At 40.1% G+C, this 18856-nt stretch carries 18 protein-coding genes and 2 tRNA genes; 11 read left to right on the top strand and 9 right to left on the bottom strand.

Annotation, left to right across the window (positions count from 1 at the left end; translation table 11 throughout):
• Together IM797_RS00575 and IM797_RS00570 are read left to right on the top strand one after the other, a co-directional pair.
• The gene (locus tag IM797_RS00575; RefSeq protein ID WP_194125146.1) at positions 1–1401 is read left to right on the top strand and encodes a DASH family cryptochrome; all 1401 of its coding nucleotides are present in this window, start codon (positions 1–3) and stop codon (positions 1399–1401) included.
• Positions 1402–1573: 172 nt separating this feature from the next.
• Positions 1574–2221: a hypothetical protein gene (locus IM797_RS00570; protein ID WP_194125145.1), complete on the top strand. Its 648-nt coding sequence runs from the start codon at positions 1574–1576 to the stop codon at positions 2219–2221.
• 181 nt (positions 2222–2402) lie between these two features.
• On the opposite strand, the gene IM797_RS00565 is transcribed toward IM797_RS00570, so the two are convergent.
• A tRNA-Lys gene (locus IM797_RS00565) sits at positions 2403–2475 on the bottom strand.
• Positions 2476–2905: 430 nt separating this feature from the next.
• Here IM797_RS00565 and IM797_RS00560 point away from each other — a divergent pair.
• Positions 2906–4399 carry a succinate CoA transferase gene (locus tag IM797_RS00560; RefSeq protein ID WP_194125144.1) on the top strand — a complete coding sequence of 498 codons (1494 nt, stop codon included), beginning with the start codon at positions 2906–2908 and terminating at the stop codon, positions 4397–4399.
• Here IM797_RS00560 and IM797_RS00555 read toward each other — a convergent pair.
• Positions 4367–5683: an ATP-binding protein gene (locus IM797_RS00555; RefSeq protein WP_194125143.1), complete on the bottom strand. Its 1317-nt coding sequence runs from the start codon at positions 5681–5683 to the stop codon at positions 4367–4369. The two genes, IM797_RS00560 and IM797_RS00555, sit on opposite strands and share 33 nt — an antisense overlap.
• A gap of 268 nt (positions 5684–5951) precedes the next feature.
• On the opposite strand from IM797_RS00555, the gene IM797_RS00550 reads away from it, so the two are divergent.
• Positions 5952–6024: transfer RNA gene (locus IM797_RS00550), tRNA-Lys, on the top strand.
• 248 nt (positions 6025–6272) lie between these two features.
• Complete coding sequence (locus IM797_RS00545; protein ID WP_194125142.1) at positions 6273–7490, top strand: site-specific integrase; 1218 nt, start codon at positions 6273–6275, stop codon at positions 7488–7490.
• A 216-nt stretch (positions 7491–7706) separates the two neighbouring features.
• Here the strand turns inward: IM797_RS00545 and IM797_RS00540 are convergent, their stop codons facing one another.
• On the bottom strand, positions 7707–8264 hold the full coding sequence (locus tag IM797_RS00540; protein ID WP_194125141.1) for a hypothetical protein: 558 nt from the start codon (positions 8262–8264) through the stop codon (positions 7707–7709).
• A gap of 633 nt (positions 8265–8897) precedes the next feature.
• On the opposite strand from IM797_RS00540, the gene IM797_RS00535 reads away from it, so the two are divergent.
• The 3 genes from IM797_RS00535 to IM797_RS00525 all read left to right on the top strand — a co-directional run bounded on the left by IM797_RS00535 (position 8898) and on the right by IM797_RS00525 (position 10714).
• Positions 8898–9824 carry a HEPN domain-containing protein gene (locus IM797_RS00535; RefSeq protein ID WP_194125140.1) on the top strand — a complete coding sequence of 309 codons (927 nt, stop codon included), beginning with the start codon at positions 8898–8900 and terminating at the stop codon, positions 9822–9824.
• Between the two features lie 4 nt (positions 9825–9828).
• Positions 9829–10122 (top strand): hypothetical protein, encoded by a 294-nt coding sequence (locus IM797_RS00530; RefSeq protein WP_194125139.1) that lies wholly within the window; start codon positions 9829–9831, stop codon positions 10120–10122.
• Between the two features lie 103 nt (positions 10123–10225).
• Positions 10226–10714, top strand: coding sequence for a hypothetical protein (locus IM797_RS00525; protein WP_194125138.1), 489 nt, complete (start codon positions 10226–10228; stop codon positions 10712–10714).
• Positions 10715–10729: 15 nt separating this feature from the next.
• Here the strand turns inward: IM797_RS00525 and IM797_RS00520 are convergent, their stop codons facing one another.
• The 5 genes from IM797_RS00520 to IM797_RS00500 all read right to left on the bottom strand — a co-directional run bounded on the left by IM797_RS00520 (position 10730) and on the right by IM797_RS00500 (position 13640).
• Positions 10730–11710 (bottom strand): DUF5712 family protein, encoded by a 981-nt coding sequence (locus IM797_RS00520; protein ID WP_194125137.1) that lies wholly within the window; start codon positions 11708–11710, stop codon positions 10730–10732.
• A 3-nt stretch (positions 11711–11713) separates the two neighbouring features.
• Positions 11714–12262, bottom strand: a complete 549-nt coding sequence (locus tag IM797_RS00515) for a BfmA/BtgA family mobilization protein (RefSeq protein ID WP_194125136.1) — start codon at positions 12260–12262, stop codon at positions 11714–11716.
• 3 nt (positions 12263–12265) lie between these two features.
• Complete coding sequence (locus IM797_RS00510; RefSeq protein ID WP_194125135.1) at positions 12266–12583, bottom strand: hypothetical protein; 318 nt, start codon at positions 12581–12583, stop codon at positions 12266–12268.
• A complete protein-coding gene (locus IM797_RS00505; protein ID WP_194125134.1) occupies positions 12573–12845 on the bottom strand; it encodes a helix-turn-helix domain-containing protein in 273 nt (90 codons plus the stop codon). Before IM797_RS00505 ends, IM797_RS00510 begins: the two co-directional genes overlap by 11 nt.
• Positions 12846–13388: 543 nt before the next feature.
• Positions 13389–13640 carry a helix-turn-helix domain-containing protein gene (locus IM797_RS00500; protein ID WP_194125133.1) on the bottom strand — a complete coding sequence of 84 codons (252 nt, stop codon included), beginning with the start codon at positions 13638–13640 and terminating at the stop codon, positions 13389–13391.
• Positions 13641–13999: 359 nt separating this feature from the next.
• Between IM797_RS00500 and IM797_RS00495 the strand changes: the two genes are divergently transcribed.
• Together IM797_RS00495 and IM797_RS00490 are read left to right on the top strand one after the other, a co-directional pair.
• Positions 14000–14716 carry a hypothetical protein gene (locus IM797_RS00495; RefSeq protein ID WP_194125132.1) on the top strand — a complete coding sequence of 239 codons (717 nt, stop codon included), beginning with the start codon at positions 14000–14002 and terminating at the stop codon, positions 14714–14716.
• Positions 14717–14812: 96 nt separating this feature from the next.
• Complete coding sequence (locus IM797_RS00490; protein WP_194125131.1) at positions 14813–16540, top strand: hypothetical protein; 1728 nt, start codon at positions 14813–14815, stop codon at positions 16538–16540.
• A 27-nt stretch (positions 16541–16567) separates the two neighbouring features.
• On the opposite strand, the gene IM797_RS00485 is transcribed toward IM797_RS00490, so the two are convergent.
• Positions 16568–17566: a phospholipase D-like domain-containing protein gene (locus tag IM797_RS00485; protein ID WP_194125130.1), complete on the bottom strand. Its 999-nt coding sequence runs from the start codon at positions 17564–17566 to the stop codon at positions 16568–16570.
• A gap of 998 nt (positions 17567–18564) precedes the next feature.
• On the opposite strand from IM797_RS00485, the gene IM797_RS28615 reads away from it, so the two are divergent.
• Complete coding sequence (locus tag IM797_RS28615) at positions 18565–18807, top strand: Arm DNA-binding domain-containing protein (RefSeq protein WP_194126096.1); 243 nt, start codon at positions 18565–18567, stop codon at positions 18805–18807.
• Positions 18808–18856 lie beyond the last annotated feature (49 nt).

The raw sequence follows: 18856 nt of genomic DNA, 5'->3' as shown, positions 1-18856 counted from the left end.
ATGAAGAAACGGGGTCTGGTTTGGTTTAAGAATGATCTGAGATTGCACGATAATGAAGCCTTGATCAGGGCTCATCAGGAATGCAGCGATTTGGTTTTTTGTTACTGTATTGAACAAAGCGATTATGAGAAGTCACCGCTCGGATTCCAGAAGAAAGGTGCTGTTCGGTTTAAATTCATGCATCAGTCCGTGCTCAATTTAAAAAAGAACCTTGAATTTCTGGGTGGACATTTGGTTATCGGAGAAATTTCAGCAATGGTTACTTTACCTGAGCTGGTTGATACATATGGGATAACTGATATTTATGCAGAGGAGGAATATGCGCCTTACGAGTTGAAATTGGTTAAGTCGGTGATGAATGCCCTGCAGGCCGTGGAGTTTCATTTTTTCTGGGGCAAAACGCTTTACCATAAAGATGATATACCTTTTACGATTGCTAAAATTCCACTGACCAGCAAAGCCTATAGAATTCCTGCCGGACATCAGGCCGAGCCCAGGGAAACTTTCAGGCCACCTTCCAAATTGAATGCTGTTGCGAACGTAAAAACCAAAAGGTTTCCTTCTTACAAGCTTTATGGGATAAACGAAGATGAGTATAAAGATTCAAAGCCATTGGTTGAGGGTGGGGAAACTGCAGCGCTGGAAAGGCTGCATTACTATACGTTTAAATCCGAACTGCTGACAGGATACAGGTGGAGTAGAAACAAATCAGATGGCCTGGACTACAGTTCTAAATTTTCGCCCTACTTGGCTTTGGGTTGTATTTCCGCCCGGGAAATCTATAAGACGGTAAAAGAGTACGAATCAAAAATCAAGAAAAACCAGAGTACCTGGTGGTTGGTTTTCGAATTGGTCTGGAGAGATTACTTTACATTCAAGGGGATGCGGTTTCGAAACTCTATATTCAAGACCAAAGGTTATAAGAACAAACAAATAGCTTGGGAAAATGATCCGCTGAAGTTTGAGAAATGGTGTTCCGGTTGCACGGGAATTCCATTTATAGATGCCCACATGCGACAACTGAATCAAACGGGTTACATGAGTAACCGCGGTCGGGTGAACTGTGCAAGCTATCTGACACACGATTTAAAGATAGACTGGACATGGGGAGCAGGGTATTTTGAGAGCAAGTTAATTGACTATGATGTGAGCTCCAATTGGATGAACTGGCATATGCAGGCATTTGAGATCTGGTACACCAATCCCGTCCACCAATCCAATAAATACAAGGCGCAGGAATATATCCGGAAGTGGATTCCTGAGCTATCATACAGTAATGACATTGAGGTCTTGATTCCATGGGAATTCGACATTCCTGCTTATCCCAAGCCTATTGAAGTATACCAGAAGTGGAACAGGGCGATCAATCTGATCCAAAAAACGGTAGAAAAGAAAAAATAGAGTGAGCCTTAGCTTGTTCCAAAATGCTGTTCGTACATTAATTTTGGCAGAAAAATTTTGGATGGATTAAGGCATGAAAATTGTTTTGTTCAACAAGACAATGAAAATACATTAGTCAATAAAGAATTTCAAATTGATGTTTAGGCATCGCAGCATATAAACCAGATTAGCCATGAAATTTACCAGCCTTATTTTCTGTGTCATGATTTTTAGCTATTGCAAGGCGCAGGAAAAGACAACGACCTACAGCAGTTTTGATCCCGGTCTGACCACAACCGAGTGGAAAATTGAAGTGCAGGACAAACAGGCCGTAACCATCACGTCAAATCCTGCCAAACCAGAAACATTCCAGCGAGCGCTGTCCCGCACCAAACATCCCAATTTCTATTGTCTGGAAATAAGCAATGTTGTTTCAGACAGTAAGGAAAACGGATTTGTGATCGTAGAAATGGGCAGTAAAATGCTGACCCTGTATAATGAAAACATTTTCCCGACCAAAGCAGAGGTAGAGCAGGTGCTTGAAAAAAAAGACACTTTGGAATACTTCCCCGCAATCTATTTGGTAAAGGACATTTCCCTATCGGAAGCCCAGGGAATACCGGCAGTCACCAACATCACTGACGAGAAACTAACGGAATTGAGAAAGCTGGATGCCGCGAGAAAAGAAAAAGTGCGAAAGATTCCCGAAAACCTTGGGTTTGAAAAAAAACTGAAAATTTTCGGCAAGCAGCAGTTCTGGCTGGATGCCCAGCTACTGGTACTAGGGTACAAGCGCAAAGACGCCGAAGAGAGCAAATTCATAACAGAGAAGCTCCAATAAAAACAAAGTGACCTTGTGATAAAACATGTTCTTGCAATGAAAAAAAATCAATGAATACTACGAGCGCCAGAAGTCACAGTGGAAATCTCATATGGGTGATTCGCTGGTAAAGCCCATAAAAGAAAAAACCCTGCAATCATTTGATTTGCAGGGTTTTATTTATCTTTGATATTGTTTCTTGTGATCCCGCTGGGATTCGAACCCAGGACCACTACATTAAAAGTGTAATGCTCTACCAGCTGAGCTACGGAATCATTTTCTCTCTGAAGAGGCTGCGAAGATAGAATTAATAATTTAATAATGTTAAACACATCGAAAGAAAACATGCTACGCATCCTTAAAGCGCTTAAAACCAGGTTGAAAAATTTTACGCCTTATGACCTAAAATCGCGCTAATGATTACAAAAAGGCCTATTTCCTGATTCTTATGTAAAAATGCCTTAATGGATTTGACAGAATTTACCATATGAGAGTTTACTGTGGCTACCGTAATTCCGAGAATTGCTGCAATTTTTTACCATATCCGGATTTAATTGAAATAATCGTGATAATTATGGTCTAGATTTCTAAATTGCGTTACTACAATCTAAATACAGATCAACGGTAAGTTTTGACAATTACTTGCCCGATGGTGTTTGCCAAAGTAGCTATAACAGATTGTTTTGATTCATTAAACAGGATATTATGTACGAAGATAGAATATTAAGAGCCGGACTGGAAGCCTTGATCATTAGCCCTAAACAGGCAGCAGCACTCTTTAAAGACCAGATGGTAGTTGCTTCCAGTGGCTTCACCAAATCGGGAGACAGTAAAGCCGTATTGGCTGCATTGGCCGAAAGAGCAAAGGCAGACCCATTAAAAATTACCTTGATGACCGGGGCGTCACTTGGTCACGATACCGACGGGATGCTTACCGAGGCAAAAGTACTTTCCATGCGTCTGCCATTCCAGGTAGACCCTGTACTCCGGAAAGCCATCAACAACGGTGAAGTGCTATATATCGACCAACACCTGGGTGAGACAGCCAATCTACTCAAAGCCAACAACTTTCCAAAGATTGACATCGCCATCTTGGAAGCAACGCTAATCGAAGCTGATGGTAGCATTGTGCCCACCACTTCCATTGGCAATTCCGCTGCTTTTGCAGAGCTTGCAGATCACATCATCATTGAGATCAATACCACCATTCCCTTTTCCATTTGTGGGCTGCATGATATAGTTTCTTTGGGTAATTACCCAAATCGGCCTGCCATACCAATCATCGCTGCCAACAGCAGGGTAGGTACAACCTCGATCCCCTTAAATCCAGATAAAATTATCGGTATTGTCATTACCAATACCACAGACAGCCCTGCCGAAATTGCACCAGCTGATGAAACTACATCAGCAATTGCTGCTCGCCTGGTTGCTTTCTTTGCTGATGAGGTGAAAAAAGGGCACTTAACCAAATCACTGCTTCCGTTACAGGCAGGAATAGGTAAGGTAGCCAATTCCGTGTTAAGCGGTTTTATAGACGGTGATTTCGAACACCTGACAATGTATTCAGAAGTGCTGCAGGACAGCACATTTGACCTGCTCGATTCAGGAAAACTGGATTTTGCTTCAGGATCTTCCATTACAGTTTCAGAACCGTACTATGAAAAGATATTTTGTAACCTGGAACATTACAAAAACAAGGTGGTATTGAGGCCACAGGATATTAGTAATTCTGCAGCCATCATCAGGAGGCTGGGCGTAATCGCCATCAATACCGCTCTGGAATGCGACATCTATGGTAATGTGAACTCCACCCATGTTTCCGGAACCAACATGATGAATGGGATAGGGGGTTCAGGCGATTTTTCAAGAAATGCCTACCTCAGTATTTTTGTAACCCAATCTTTGGCCAAAGGCGGAGCAATTTCCAGCATCGTACCTATGGTTTCCCATGTAGACCATACAGAACACGATGTGGATATCATTGTTACCGAACAAGGACTTGCAGATTTACGTGGACTTGCACCCAGACAACGTGCGAAGGTAATTATAGAAAACTGCGCGCATCCAGATTACAAGGCTGATTTACTGGATTATTTTGAAAGGGCTTCCAAAAGAGGCGGTCAAACACCCCATTTATTAGAGGAAGCATTTAGCTGCTATATAAGATTACGCGAAACAGGTACTATGCGAAGGAGCTAAACTGACATAAAAAGTAGTGCCTTTTCCAGGTTCACTTTCAAACCACAATTTCCCCCCCTGTAATTCTACATAGGTTTTGGTTAGGCTAAGGCCTAAACCAACGCCTTTTTCATTATTTGTGCCATAAGTACCATTACTTTTTAACGAAAATATGTCCGATTCGTTCTGATTGATGCCAATGCCATTATCCTGTATAACAAGCACGCACTGATCTTCATCGTTCATATAACTCAGTTTGATCTCGCCACCTGCAGGTGTAAACTTTACAGCATTGTTTAACAGATTTCTAATCACCAGCTGTAGCATATTGGGATCGGCTATCACCTGTAGCTCAGCATCTATCTCATGGACAAATGAAATGCATTTATCAGTAGCAAGATTTTGCTGTACCCGAATGGTATTGTCTAAAGTCTGTTGTACAAATATTTGCTGCAAATGAACTGCAACTCCATTCATCTGATCCTTAGACCAGGAAAGTATGTTTTGAAGCAATTCTGAGGTCTGACGGGTTGATCGAAGCAAGTCTTTTTCTATAGATCCTTTTTCTTCAGGACTTAACGAAATTTGTCCAAGCAGTTCAAGGTAATTCTCAATAGAGGCCAAAGGAGCTTTTAAATCATGGGCAACAATAGAAAACAGTTTATTCTTCGCTTCGTTGGTCTCTTCGAGTTGCTCCTGACGTTCCTTTGCCAGGCTTTTTTCACGCTTATAATTTGTTTTGAGGTAAATCACAATCAGACAAAACAAAGCCACAACCTCGAACATGGTCTGCCCAAGATCAATCAATCTGTTTCGCTCACTGGCATACATCGGCTTAATCCATTCCGGATGATAATACTCTGCAATGAGTAGCGCGATGACCATTATAAAATTAGGTGGGACCCAAATCCAAAATTGTTTTCTTGGAACAACTACGGTAATGACAAACATGATCAAAATGAACCAAAGCAACGTAACTCCGTTTGAACCACCGCTTAAAAAGTATGTACTAGCTGCCGCAAGGTTACTACCAAGTCCAATAATGACGATCCCTAAATAAAGTTTTCTTTTAAATCTGGAAACGTAATAGGTGAGTAACATAACCAAACTAACCGCAAACATGAGCACTGCCCATAAGTACATGTCCATAATGGCAATGATAAGGCCATTTAAAATGGCTGCCAGGAACCCTGCAATTGAAACGGCATGAAATACCCTGCTCTCTAAAGAAAAGAAAGTTTTCTCACCGATTACAGTGTACCAAAGCTGGCGAAGAGATTCCGTTGTGACGATTTTTGAGGGCATGATCAAGTTTCAAATATAGAAAACACTTTCATGATTAAGCTAATAATTCATAAGTCTTTTTTATGTGGAATAAAGCTGTGATAAGGGCTCATAATTCCATTATGAAGCAAAAAAGATCAGTCCAAAATCAACTGCGAGGAAATAATCTGGCTTAAAATCAGCCGCATAACTGATTTCTAACATAATTATTTGCAGATGATGTATATCAGCCCTATATTTGCACCACTTTAAAAGGAAACGCTTAAAGTAAAGTTCAAATAAGAACTTTGATTCCGTAGCTCAGCTGGTAGAGCATTACACTTTTAATGTAGTGGTCCTGGGTTCGAATCCCAGCGGGATCACAGAGAATAGTATCAAAACTACGTAAAAGCTTGCAAATCAAATGATTGCAAGCTTTTTTGTTTACCGGGAAAACCCAAAATATCTAATAAATCACAAATAAAATGGTGAGTAATTAGGTGAGTAAAATTTGGGATTTTCAACTCACCAAAATCAATGTAACTTTCTGTAAAACAGAAAGTTCAATCATTAAATGACTTGATGCGTTTAGACTGCAAGGCTAACTTTGTTTAACCTTAAATCAGTTATTATGAAAACTAATTTCAGTCTGCTTTTCTATCTTAAGAGGCCAAAAGATTACACTACAGGCGTTACACCTATTTATTTAAGGATCACAGTTAACGGAAAACGTGCCGAACTTGCCACAGGTAAGGAATGTGAGCCGGAACAATGGAACTCTAAAACCGGACACATTCGGGGTACGAAAGAAGATACCAAAACTTTTAATGCCTATCTGGATAAAATGAAAGCCGGTGTCACTGCTGCGTACACAATATTATGCCTACAGGACGATGAAGTCACTACCGAAAGTGTCAAGTGCAAATACCTCGGCAAAGCGGAAAAGCCGCATACATTGGTTGAGGCAGTTACGTTGCATAATAAAAACATGAAAGCACTTGTCGGTAAGGAATATGCGCAAGGAACACTTAAAAGATATGAAGTACTGGAAAGGCACATACTGGATTTCCTGTCTTTTCAATACCGCAAAAACGACATCAATATAAAAAGCATAGACCATGAATTTATCAGTGTTTTTGATTTTTACCTGCGTACTGAAAAAGCCAATACAAACAATACCGCCATTAAGCATCTAAAAAATTTAGGTAAGATTGTTCGAATCTGCATGTCAAACAAATGGATCAGTGCAGACCCTTTCTTTGGTTATAAGCTAAAATCCAAAGATGTATACCGCAATTATCTTACGGCAACGGAACTGCAAAAAATAGTGGATAAGGAATTTACTACCCTAAGGCTGTCACAGGTGCGGGATTTTTTCCTGTTTAGCTGCTACACGGGATTATCTTATGTGGATGTACAAAAGCTTAAACCATCAGATATTGGTATCGGTGCAGATGGGGAACGCTGGATTGTTACTTACAGACAAAAGACAAATACCAGGGCGGCAATTCCACTGCTTCCTGTTGCCAAAGCAATTCTGGACAAGTACAAAGATCATCCGGTATGTATTAATAAGGACAAAGCCCTGCCTGTTTCCAGCAACCAGAAAATGAATGAGTATTTAGTAGAAATTGCCGCACTCGCTGGCGTAGACAAAACATTAGGAAACCGGATTGCCAAGCGAACGTTTGCCACAACCGTAACATTAATGAACGGAGTACCTATTGAAAGCGTTTCAAAAATGCTTGGACATACTAATCTCCGTACTACGCAACTTTACGCTAAAATACTGGATGAAAAAGTCGGCAACGATATGGCACCATTAAGGGAAATGTTTGCTGTTATATAGAAATGGCTATTGCACACCTGAAATCTACATTTTGGGTGTGCATTTTGTTACCGTTTCGAAGTAAGGGTAGCCTTCTGTTTCAGCACCGATATCCCCGAAATAGCAGTAACCTAACCGCTACTACTCCGTAAATGCCAAAGCGAGAACAGCGTTAGGGTTTGAGAATTGGGGTTTCGCACGCCGCAAATGAGCGTGGGGATAAGTCGATAGAAGTGTTTACTTAGATTTTTTCGATTTTAGCGTTTTAACCAGTGACTTGTCTTTTTCCTCCTTCAGTAATTTTGCTTGTTCGTCTTTTGAATTTAATCGGACATTAGTAAAGATCATTTTATAAAGATCACCAGGATTTTTATTGGTTGCTAGTTCTATGGAATAAAGTTCTTCTGCCAATGCAATTACATTAGATTTAGTTTTTAAATCCCTTAATCTAGATACTGTAATACTAGTCTTTCTAGATATTGCCTCAATGGTATCACGTTCAATTGAGTTTAAGTAATTGCCAATCTCAGTATATTTTTTACTGTTTGAATTTACTGGTTTTGTATCTGCAATGGCAAGAGTTGGGAAGACCTCCTTTAAAGTATCTCCTATATCTTTACTAGCAGCTAATGATATTAAATACAGTTTCTTTGCTGATAGTCTAGTTATACGTCCGCTTCTTAATTTGCTCAGTTCAACAGTAGGTATGCCCGTTTTAGCGTATATTTCAATATTAGGGATCTCCAATTGAGTGAGGTAGGTACCTAAATTGTTCTCTGGTAATTTTTCTTTCAATTTTAATCTTATTTCTATAAAAATAGATACCTGAAAAGAATGGGGCAACTTTAGTACTATTACCTTCTTTTATTTTAAAATAAATTTTATAAAAGAAGTATTTATTCGTATATTCGATTATTACAAGATAATAATAAAGAGTCTCGTCGCAAATTCCGACAATTAGCAATCTTAACGAGACGATAGATTATGTCTGTAGTGATATTTGCGTACTTTTGTGCGTACTATAGCACTACGGGCTCTATCGTATACCAGTTAAGAAGGTGTCGGAACCTTGCGACATGGTGATAGGGCCCAGCTATAGTAATTGCATATCTATCATAACCAAGAGACTCGTTACTAAAATAACGAGTTATGAAACAGCAATCCACTTTAGGTTTCAATGTGACTTTTCCTTCTGACAGGAAAGATCTAAACGTCACATCTGGTGTATATACCAAAAATTCATATTCAATTATAAAAAAGGCTCCGGTTTAAACTTTTGTTCGGGCAATAGCTGTGAGCATTGGCAACTTCACGTTTCCAATTCCTTCAAAGCTTAGAAAATTGTTCAGTTGAGGCAATCCATAGAGATCATGTCCTTGCAATTGACCGCTATTAAAAATTCCTACATCAAAATTAAACTACAGCATTATGAAAAAAGCTAAATTAAAAAACATCATCAATTCAAATCCGGTGGATGCAGAAAGCATCCAGTTGCAACAGATCACGGCGGTAATTACTAAATATTTTGCCATAGAAAAAATTATTTGTTTTGCCAGTACCATTAACGAAGTAAAATCCCGTAATTGTTTTGGCTCTGAATTTCTAAGCGCTGAAGCCGTAGCCGGGCAAAACAGTTATGCTTTATTGATAATCCCTTCCGCTGCTGAAAGCACTCACGATATTCAGATCGCTCAAAGAATTGAAGTAGAATGTAAGCCATTGGCCAAGGTTGCGGTATTTGTGCATAGGATGGATGAAATTAATAATGCCCTGTCTAACGGAAGTTCTTTTTTCTCCGCCATTTATTATAGTGGAGCAGTGATCCACGACCTAAAACAAGAAGCATTTGTGACCCCGGTAAAAGGACGGGATATCAATAAACGAGTTATTGAACGGGAGTCTTTCTGGAACCATTGGCACAACCTTACCTTAAATTTTTTAAAGGGTGCTAAATTTTATCAGGAAGCAGGGATTGACAACCTAGCGGTTTTTTCTCTTCACCAAGCATTACAACATTGTTATTCCGGTGTTTTGCGTGTATTAACAGGTTATCGTACCAACAGTAACGGTTTGCCAAGATTGTTAAAGCTGGTGGAAAACGTATTACCGAAACAAGCTTTCGCCACTCCAAACCGGAATACACCTGAGGAAATTAAACTTAGTACTTTACTTCTAAAGGGTTTAGGTGAGGCACGGTATGATCATAACTTCATGATTACAAAAGGGGAACTGGATGCCATGTTCATAAGGATTCACCACATCATTGAAGAAACAAACAGGATTTGCAGACAAAGGATCAGCGATATCAAAGAGGGCAAAGCAAATTACCTGCAAACGTCAAATCTAAATAACTAATGCTATGGAGCAATTTTTGGAAGCATTGAGTTATCAGCCTCCAACTTTTAAAGGAGAGAAACTGACAAATATAAACGGCTTGCTAATCAGCTTTTTTGATCATTATCCGGTTCATGAGGCAAGAACGCATTTATGGGAATTATTCCGGGCGTGGTTATTTCGATGTGGCGAATATGCTGATGAAGAAGTTATTAGCTCTAAACTACAGTTTTATGAACTGCTCGAGGAATTTATCGAAATGGCATATCTCAAAACAAAGTGTGAACAATTATTGAAGGAAGATGAAACTGCCAATTGATTTTTATTCCTTCCCGCAAAGCGGACAGTCCCGTATTTTATTGTACGGATCTGTCCTGCTTTGCCTCATTAATTTTGAACTTAATAACCTAACATGAATTGCTATGGCTTACGACCCTGAAATGTTAATGCTGGTTAGATCAGCATTGATTAAAAAGGATGCATGCGGGTTGATCCTGTTAATGGACAATTGTGGCGCTGAACTCAATGGAATTATATACCGGGTTCTGCCTGATCCAATTAGTAGATATTTCACCTATTTTCGAGTACTTGATGTGATCACTGACACGATTCATCAGCATGACGAAGAAAAGATCCATTTTTTTACTTGGATGTATAGGATCGCAAAATATGAGGCAACCGCAAAATTACGGCTGATTCAAGGAAAGCCAAATGGCTATATCTTTAGACCTTTTGATGAGCGTAAATTATCTACAAAACTTTCGTCTTTGCAAAAAAAGATTTTTGAAAGCCTTTATTTCTTCGACAATACTATTGAAGATGTTGCCCAAGAATTCAATATGACCACCATAGCCATTATGAAAACTTACCACATTGCACTAGGGGAGATTATAAAGGATCTCAATCGTTAAGACGTATGCACGTATTTATAGACTATGCCCGTGAATCTGTGAATGTCCTTTTTTCTTCTTTTTGCGTTTGCGTTCCGGATTCACATGCGGTGCCTCATAAACTGGCTCCATCAGGATTTTCAGTAGTCCGGTACCTGCCTTTTCTGCATGGCTGATCATTTGCCCTACACTTTTAAAAAGGCTATCCGCTACAGCTATACTTAATTGCTTAGTGGCTTTCTGACCATGTTGATTTTGCTGATCGGGTATGCTTCCTAAAATCTGCATTTGCACTTTTTGTGCGGCTGTTCCGTTTTTCATGGTATTGGCATAAACCATTGAGTCTTTTAAGCCCCTGTTATAATCAAAGTAACGGTCAAAGAGGCTTTCACCGGACTGCTTAAAGGCATTCCTGTTAAACTGCCCCAATTTGGCCGAGTGTTCCGCATTCCTGCCTTTCGAATTGTTTTCGGGACTCAATTTCAAGCGGTTAGTAATATCCTTCCTGCTTACAATGATCTGGATGTGCATCTGCTTACCTTCCTTACGCTCGCCCTTTTGTTTAGTGCCGTTCTTTACCTCCTTATCATTGTGTTTGTAATAGCGGAAGTTTTCATACTTACCATACCATAGCAAGTCTTTATGGCTGTCAATACCCGGTCTTTTAAAGTTACGAGCGTATTCGTCCATGACCTTTACGGCAAACTCTTTTAGCCTTTCCTTTGCGCCTTGTTCCCCGTATTTGTGCAGCAAGTGTGCCAGTTCCTTTTGGCTGGGGCTGATATTGATCAGGTAGAATTTACTTTCATAACGGGCTAGTTTGGCAATGTTACGGTCGATGTTTATCCGTACTTCCTGCCGGGGGATTTCATGATCCGAGCCGTTGAACCAATTTTCCTGTCCCAAACCCCGGCCTTTTTCGGGTTGCAAGTGATTTTCTTTTTCCAGATAATTGACCAGTGCTGCGCTACTTTCTTTGTTGCTGCCCGTCTCCAAGTTGGTAATATTGATGAACATAGGCTATAGATTTTCCAGTGATCGCCTTACGTGGTTTTGCAATTCTTCTTTTTTAGCAGCAGAAACAGGCCAACCTAAGGTCTCCCGTTGGGTAATGTAATAGTCCAGTAACTTTTTAAACCGGGCTTTTAGTTGTGCTTTTTCTTCGTGATACAGTTGTGTTTTGCTAATAGCCTTATCCAGCGTTCCCAACCGTTGTAGTATATCGTTGGTCTTTTTTACATCCTCATCAGCATATAGTTTTAAGCTATCCAGGTACTTATTACCATTTTCAGCAATCTGGAGTAATTTGGCACTATTGGCAAGTATAGGTCGCAGCCATTCTTCTTCCTGTGTACGGAAAAAACCGATAATGCGGTTGACACCGTTCAACATTTGGTTTTTCAGCATTTCATCATTCAGGTCTTTGGGGTCTTTTTTGCTCTTATAGAAATAGTCTATCATCTGCATGAATAACAGCTTCTTGGTTCTCCCCAACCTGAGCGCAAGTTTTGTTAATTTTTTATCCGCCTCTACCGGGTAGCGTATAGATTTGATACCGTTGTCCTCCATAACTTAGCTATTTTGGTTGTCTTCAATAATCAGCCTCACGCAAGTTCCTTTTAGGGGGTGCCATGAGGGATTATATTCTATATACCCGTAACGGGTCAGGTCGCTGATGTTCTTGTGATAAGTAGCAATGGATTTGATGCGTGAAAAACGCATTAGCTTTGGTCTGCTTACCTGAAAAGGTAAGCAGGGATTCGTATCATTGCTAAAGTAATACAAAGCCGCAAACAGGGCGATATGGGAAGAAAACAACCGTGTGTCTGCTGCCAGGCGTTCAAAGTAATTGTTTAGCGGATGGTGCTGCAAATTTTGGCTATTGCTCATTTGCACCTCCTTTCATTATTTTCTCGATCACTGATCGGTTGTAATACAAACTGCCCCCAATCTTTTGAAATGGTAGTGTTCCGTTGATCCGCAGATTCTGCAAAGTACCTGCGGATATGGTTAGCATTTCCCTGACCTCCGCACTTTTGAGCCATTGTCTATCGCCAGTTTCTTTTTTCTGGCCAATGATCTCTTTCAGTTCTGTGAACAGTTCGGCCTTGAACTGTTGTAGATCTTCTTTGGTGATGATGTCTAATCTCATAGTAGTTCCTTTCTCTTTTAAAATTTGTTTAATGTTTGAGCTGGCAAGTAAGCCCAATATATTTTCAGTTTATCTCTAGTATGGATGAATTTATTTTGTCAAAGCTTGATTAACTCATCTGCTTCTAATCGTCGAAATTGGTTAATATCTGTTTTGCGATATACAGCCCTGTATACGCAAAACAATACTGGCAAGGCTCTGCCAGCCTCACTGTATACCCGGAGTATACAGCAAACCCCGCTGGCGATAGCGTGGGGCAAGTAAGTAGGGCTACTGCCCAACTTCCGCTTGCTCAGCCCCGAAAAGGGGACTGACTGCCTGAACCGCCTTTCTACCGCTTTAGAACAGGCCATTTTACATAACCACAAGCCCGTTAGCGGTATGCTATTTATGGATTTATCCCTTGTTTTTGTTACAGATAAACTCCCTTTAATCGGCTCATACACATATTGGCCTATCAGCTATATTGTTATGCAGATAGGCCGCCTATTGGTTATGTAGATAGACAGCCTATCGGTTATATAGCTAAGCAAGTTATACAGCTTATTCTTGCGGGGGACTTTTCGCTGTGGGGCTATGTTTACCGTTAGCGACCCATTCGAGTAATTTGTTCCGGGAAAACAGCAATTTGCCTGCTGTTTTGGAAAAAGGGATTTTGTCCTCCCTGACCAGACCATAAAGTGTAGGTCTTCTGTAGTTGATTAGCTTAGCTGCTTGTCTGGCATTGAGCAACATGTCTGTACCAGATGCTTTAATGTCACATTCACCGATAACATTTCTAACCGATGTTTCCATGATGACGGAAAGTTCTTGACTTTACAATAAAAAATGTGAATGATTGAATTATATGGTAATTGGTAAGGGTGTTTTAACCTTAACCGTGATCATACTATAATAAGTAATGGACGAGGCTGATCGGGCGTACAAATCAGGTAATTATCCACATGCACACAATTGTATCTCAGTTGGTTAACGCGTATCGAACCAATAACAAAGCGGGAAAATGACAATACTCTTATTATTAGTATATCAAACACCCGATTAATTGTTGATAAGTCACATATACTGATATATTTAGCTTTGTTTAAATTTGATATTAATCAATTAGGTCATTTTAATTGACTGATGGATAATGATTTATTAATTAAGGGAACATGGAAAACAATCAGATTGAAGTAAAGCAGATAACAATTGTCGAAGATCCGAGACTATCACTCACGCAATTTTCCAGGTATTATGGTTCAACTTTAAACGGCCGCAAACGGATTTTAATTGGCGGAAAATATCCGGGGGACTATATTCCAAAGTATTACAATATCGCAAGGGATATTATTACTGCCACCTTTTCAGCTAACTTTGATGATTATGATCTCTATTTTGAGGAATTCCGAAGGCATGCTGTGAGGCTTAAAAAGGAAGCACTTGTTTTTTCACCTAAAACCGATAATTACAGAAACCGTTATTACTCGGCCGGGGCACTTGAAGGTCTGATCAGGATGTCGGATAAATTGATTCCTATACTGAGCAAATATGTGCTAAACACCAACCGTAAACGTGCGGCCATAATGGTATGTGGCGTGAAGATCAGTGCAAAGGCTGATATGTTGCTCTTTGATCTGACAGGAGAGCAGATCGGTCTGTTAAGATTTAATTTCCCGCAGGCACGCCTTAGGGTAAAAGAAGCCGAACTTGCTCTAAAGGTACTTAAGGTTTATGCAAAAGAAACCAGTGACCTTACGTTTAAATCTAAAGACTGTCTTTTTATCGACATTCCCTCAGGAAATGTGCTTATTGCGCAGGATAACCCTGGGATCGAAAGCTTAATGACAGAAACTTGCACGGAAATAAAAAAAAATTGGTTAGCACTATAATTTGGGGCTTTACAATATCATTGATCTATAAAATCCCCTCGTATGCTCGAGTAAAATACTATTTTGTTATCTTTAGTTTTCTAAACGCTCACATCAATGGAAGAACAAATACTGGATAGTGCATCTGCGCTTTACACCGAAATGAACAAACGAGGGCTGGAAATCCGAAAGATAGATGCCCGTGATAATGGTTGGTTCAAGGAGATGTGCGATCTGTTGGGTTGTCCAGATGATCAGCTTGCAATCTATTTAAAGACAAAGAATCTCTCAGCTGAACAGTTTCTACGCGCCTTCCTTCAAGCCGCGCAGCCTTTTTCGCTTATGTTCAGTGAAATCTGGGAATATCTTGCAGATCATCTTGCTCCTAAAGCAAGCGAGACTGTTTCCATAAAATTCGGTTTTCCCGACGATCTAGAAATCGCGGAAATAGATCTGGAACAGTTTCGCCGATATGATCAGCAGGCCAAACGCCTTGGGTACTTAGAGCTCAAAGAGGTATGGGATTCCTATACCTTAGGTAGACTTTTTCCCATATCAGATTTGTTGGTTCCTAGTAGCAGGGAATGGGATGATAAATACCGTTATTCAAGTGGAATGTCAAAATACCTACCGGAAATCATCATAGGTTCCCACCCTATTGATGTTATTATTGGAGATGTCCGCAACCTATTTCAGCAGGTTATCGATGATTATCATCAGCTATCCGATGAGGTCAGGCTTGACCAATCGAGTTTAATACTTGCTGCTAATGCACATTTGTTAACGGATCTGATGCCTAAATGGGCCTATATATTTTATAATCTTGATAATCTAGCGGTTGATGGCAAGGATAAAGCTTATGCTTTATATCAAAAGGATCTTCTTCCACATCTTAAAACCCGAGAAACCTTACGCGAAAAACTCATCGATGAGGCACTTGAGATTTTGGATCTGCCATTTTGGAAGCACCGCTGGCATACCTATGAGATCTGGTGTACGGTAACGGCTTTAAAGTCTATGGATGAGCTTGGCCCACTGCCCTGTGTAGTAGATGGCAGAATCACTTTGGACGGCTATTCAAAAGAAGTTATTGCAAATCTAGAGAACTGCAGGGACTATCCAGCAGCCTGTGTGGTTATCCAAGAGCAGACACCCATTGCTTATCAAAATCGAAAGGCAATGAAGCCGGATCTCAGGATTTGTTTCTCGTCCAACGAGAGTGGAACAAGTAATACGGCAGCGGTAATTGAATTCAAACAGCGAGGTAGTATTGATAAAGCACATATTGAGGAAGTAGCAAATGCTTATACACTCGGAGGTCCGAAAAGTGGCGGTACGATCATCCTGAATTACGATTCGCCAAGTGTTAGCCTTTCACTCCCGGCAAAATCCTTCTACATGGAAGGTTTTCGGCCTGACCATCCGGAGAAAATCAGCACTTTCAGCGAAAAACTGATGGAACTATTAACTAACGCCGGTTTAAAACGAAAAAACACCAACGTTTTGTTGGTAGATGTTTCCTCAAGTATGCAGGGCCTTTATGACCAGGTAGACATCCTTACACTGTTGCGTTGGGCCAAGGACGCAGGCAAGGTTGAACTCTTCTTCTTTAACAACGGGCTCGTGCCCGTGACTATCCCAGAAACCGGAGGTTTGCTTCCAACATCGGGAGGCACAAACCTACCTATGGCAATCGCAGACATCTTATCATCGGTTTCACAGGTTGGTAAAATCCTCATCGTTAGCGATCGCGGCTACGATGATCCTAAGGCACTTTTATCAGGTCTTGAATATGCAGAATGTTATCCCCTGGAACTCCCATCAATGATCTTCTGGATCAAATAGGTAAAAAATAGTTCACTTTACATCGAATTAAAACTTCGTAGTTGATTGCTCTTGGTGGCGAGCAATCGATTCGAAAATCGCTTTCAGATGCCCTTTATTGATAAATAATCCAAAGTTATCCGCCCACAAGCGATCCTCTACTACAATATCGATATTTTCTTGAATCAGTTTTTCAATTTCTGCTGTAGTATGTGTAGAGTCGATCAGCCTTTTGTAATAAGATTTAAACCAGTCATCATACTGCTCAAGCTCATCCGATATCTTGTCCCATTCTTCTGGTAATTCCCTGTAAGAATCGATAATGGCCATTTCAGCATCGTTATGCCTCCATCTAAGGATCATGTTTTTGCTGTACGGTTTTTTAAACTCACAATATGAATCGTTTACATGTGGAACAGCGGGATTGAATAGATATCCGGGCTCATAGGCGAGTGTGTCACGGTAACCATTGTCGTAGGTGTAGCAGTCACCACTGATGAGCAAAGGTTTATGCTTTAAGAACTCCTCCGCTGTGAAAGGATAATACATGGAAATCAATTGCTTCGCAAAGACTGGATATTTCCATAACAGTTTTATAGCTTCATCCACATGTTGGGGATTGCTAATAGAGGTGAATACGCGGGTATAAATCGAGCTGAACTGTTGATCTTCATTGATAAACATACTTTCAAGGTTTGTTTTCGCTTTGCCAGAATAGTTGTACGAGCCCATAAGCGTTTTCTTTCCATCTATGACCGCAAATTTGTGATGCATCATCCGCTCAGGTTCTGGATGAATGATGATTCCAGCGGAGCGGAAGCGGTTAGCAGTATTATAGAAATAGCGTACGTTAGTGTCATTTCTGTCGAGAATGATCTCAATATTGATCTCTGGATGGCGAAGCTTATGGTCAAGCAATGCACTTTTGATTTCGTGACTGGTAAACCAAGCCATGGCAATCAGGATCGAAGATTCCGCATCCTTTATTTCCTCCATGATTTTTTCTTCTATACCCTCGAAGTACGGTTTCGCTGTGTTTGATTGCATGATTTAGAAAATTTTGTTGAATATAAGATATTCTATAATTTTTTCTTAACGCTGCTTGTAAACCCGCTGAACTATGGCATCAAAGCCGAGTCGATCGTGCTCTCGACGTCCATCATCCTCATTTTTCGCTCAAGCACATCCTTAACCCATCTAAAAACTTGGTGCTGCCTAGGCGTTTCCTCGACCTAATCGAAGCCAGCCTAATTGCCGGTACACCGATATTCGCCGACAGCTTTTCCCCCGGCCAGGGGAATACTTGCGCAACGCCAGCCTGCCCGTTATTGAACTACCCGCCGAGCACCAATGCGTTAAATTAACGGATAGGGTATAACTGGCAACTCATTATCAAAATGAACCGAATTGCTGCCTTTTTGAAATTGCTATCCAAAATGCCGATAACCAACAGTTTATCTTTAAAGACATAGGTGGCCAGTTTTAACGAATAACTAACAAATTCACATCATGCTATTTATGCAAGATATAATCTCTATTACAAAATATTACCATAGGAATTTGCCAGAATTAACAAAATTTATCTTATATTTAAGTATAGCAATTGCAGCTAAAACGTATCAAAAAAATGGTGAGAGATTAGGTGAGTAAAAACCTAAAACCGCATAAAATACTATTTAAATGCTGATTTTAGCACTAGGTGCAAATCCCAGCGGGATCACCAGAAACAATATCAAAGAGAACTAAAACCTTGCAAATCAAATGATTGCAAGGTTTTTGATTTTACGGAATATGCCAAAATATGCATTAAATCGCATATAAAATGTGCGTCATTCGGAGCGTCGTTCTTTGATATATAATATCAAACTCCCATAATTTGTATTAATATATTGATATTCAAATAGTTTAATATGTGAACATCTTGTATGAATGGAACTGCAAAGCTATTTTTGTTTAACCTTAATGTTATCGTTATGAAAACTAATTTTAGCATGCTTTTCTTTTTGAAAAGGCCAAAAAACTACACAAAAGGGGCTGTTTAATTTATCTTTTTAAGAATTACGCTGGACGGGGTTCGTGCGGAAATTTCAACACGCAGAAATTGCGAACCGGAGCGATGGAATGCAAAAACTGGAAAAGTCATTGGTAGGAAGGAAGATGTTAAAACTTTGAATGCCTATCTGGAAAATATGAAAGCGGAAGTTTATGCAGTCCACAGTGGGTATTTCAGCAAAATGGTCGCTGATTCCGCATTTAAACTGTGTCACGACGGTTGTCGTTCTCTGTAATCCTTCCAATATAGTTCCTTGGCAAGTTCTAATTAAATTTCTCCATTAG

The sequence above is a fragment of the Pedobacter sp. MC2016-24 genome (assembly GCF_015223055.1).
Classification (GTDB): Bacteria; Bacteroidota; Bacteroidia; order Sphingobacteriales; family Sphingobacteriaceae; genus Pedobacter.
This window is presented reverse-complemented; position numbering and strand designations above follow the sequence as displayed.

Excerpts from the sequence above, each read along its gene's own strand:
- IM797_RS00495 (WP_194125132.1), top strand. The coding sequence starts at position 14,000 with ATGGAAAACAATCAGATTGAAGTAAAGCAGATAACAATTGTCGAAGAT.
- IM797_RS00520 (WP_194125137.1), bottom strand. The coding sequence starts at position 11,710 with ATGTTCATCAATATTACCAACTTGGAGACGGGCAGCAACAAAGAAAGT.
- IM797_RS00525 (WP_194125138.1), top strand. The coding sequence starts at position 10,226 with ATGGCTTACGACCCTGAAATGTTAATGCTGGTTAGATCAGCATTGATT.
- IM797_RS00505 (WP_194125134.1), bottom strand. The coding sequence starts at position 12,845 with ATGAGATTAGACATCATCACCAAAGAAGATCTACAACAGTTCAAGGCC.
- IM797_RS00555 (WP_194125143.1), bottom strand. The coding sequence starts at position 5,683 with ATGCCCTCAAAAATCGTCACAACGGAATCTCTTCGCCAGCTTTGGTAC.
- IM797_RS00560 (WP_194125144.1), top strand. The coding sequence starts at position 2,906 with ATGTACGAAGATAGAATATTAAGAGCCGGACTGGAAGCCTTGATCATT.
- IM797_RS00545 (WP_194125142.1), top strand. The coding sequence starts at position 6,273 with ATGAAAACTAATTTCAGTCTGCTTTTCTATCTTAAGAGGCCAAAAGAT.
- IM797_RS00570 (WP_194125145.1), top strand. The coding sequence starts at position 1,574 with ATGAAATTTACCAGCCTTATTTTCTGTGTCATGATTTTTAGCTATTGC.
- IM797_RS00530 (WP_194125139.1), top strand. The coding sequence starts at position 9,829 with ATGGAGCAATTTTTGGAAGCATTGAGTTATCAGCCTCCAACTTTTAAA.
- IM797_RS00535 (WP_194125140.1), top strand. The coding sequence starts at position 8,898 with ATGAAAAAAGCTAAATTAAAAAACATCATCAATTCAAATCCGGTGGAT.
- IM797_RS00575 (WP_194125146.1), top strand. The coding sequence starts at position 1 with ATGAAGAAACGGGGTCTGGTTTGGTTTAAGAATGATCTGAGATTGCAC.
- IM797_RS00515 (WP_194125136.1), bottom strand. The coding sequence starts at position 12,262 with ATGGAGGACAACGGTATCAAATCTATACGCTACCCGGTAGAGGCGGAT.
- IM797_RS00485 (WP_194125130.1), bottom strand. The coding sequence starts at position 17,566 with ATGCAATCAAACACAGCGAAACCGTACTTCGAGGGTATAGAAGAAAAA.
- IM797_RS00490 (WP_194125131.1), top strand. The coding sequence starts at position 14,813 with ATGGAAGAACAAATACTGGATAGTGCATCTGCGCTTTACACCGAAATG.
- IM797_RS00500 (WP_194125133.1), bottom strand. The coding sequence starts at position 13,640 with ATGGAAACATCGGTTAGAAATGTTATCGGTGAATGTGACATTAAAGCA.
- IM797_RS00510 (WP_194125135.1), bottom strand. The coding sequence starts at position 12,583 with ATGAGCAATAGCCAAAATTTGCAGCACCATCCGCTAAACAATTACTTT.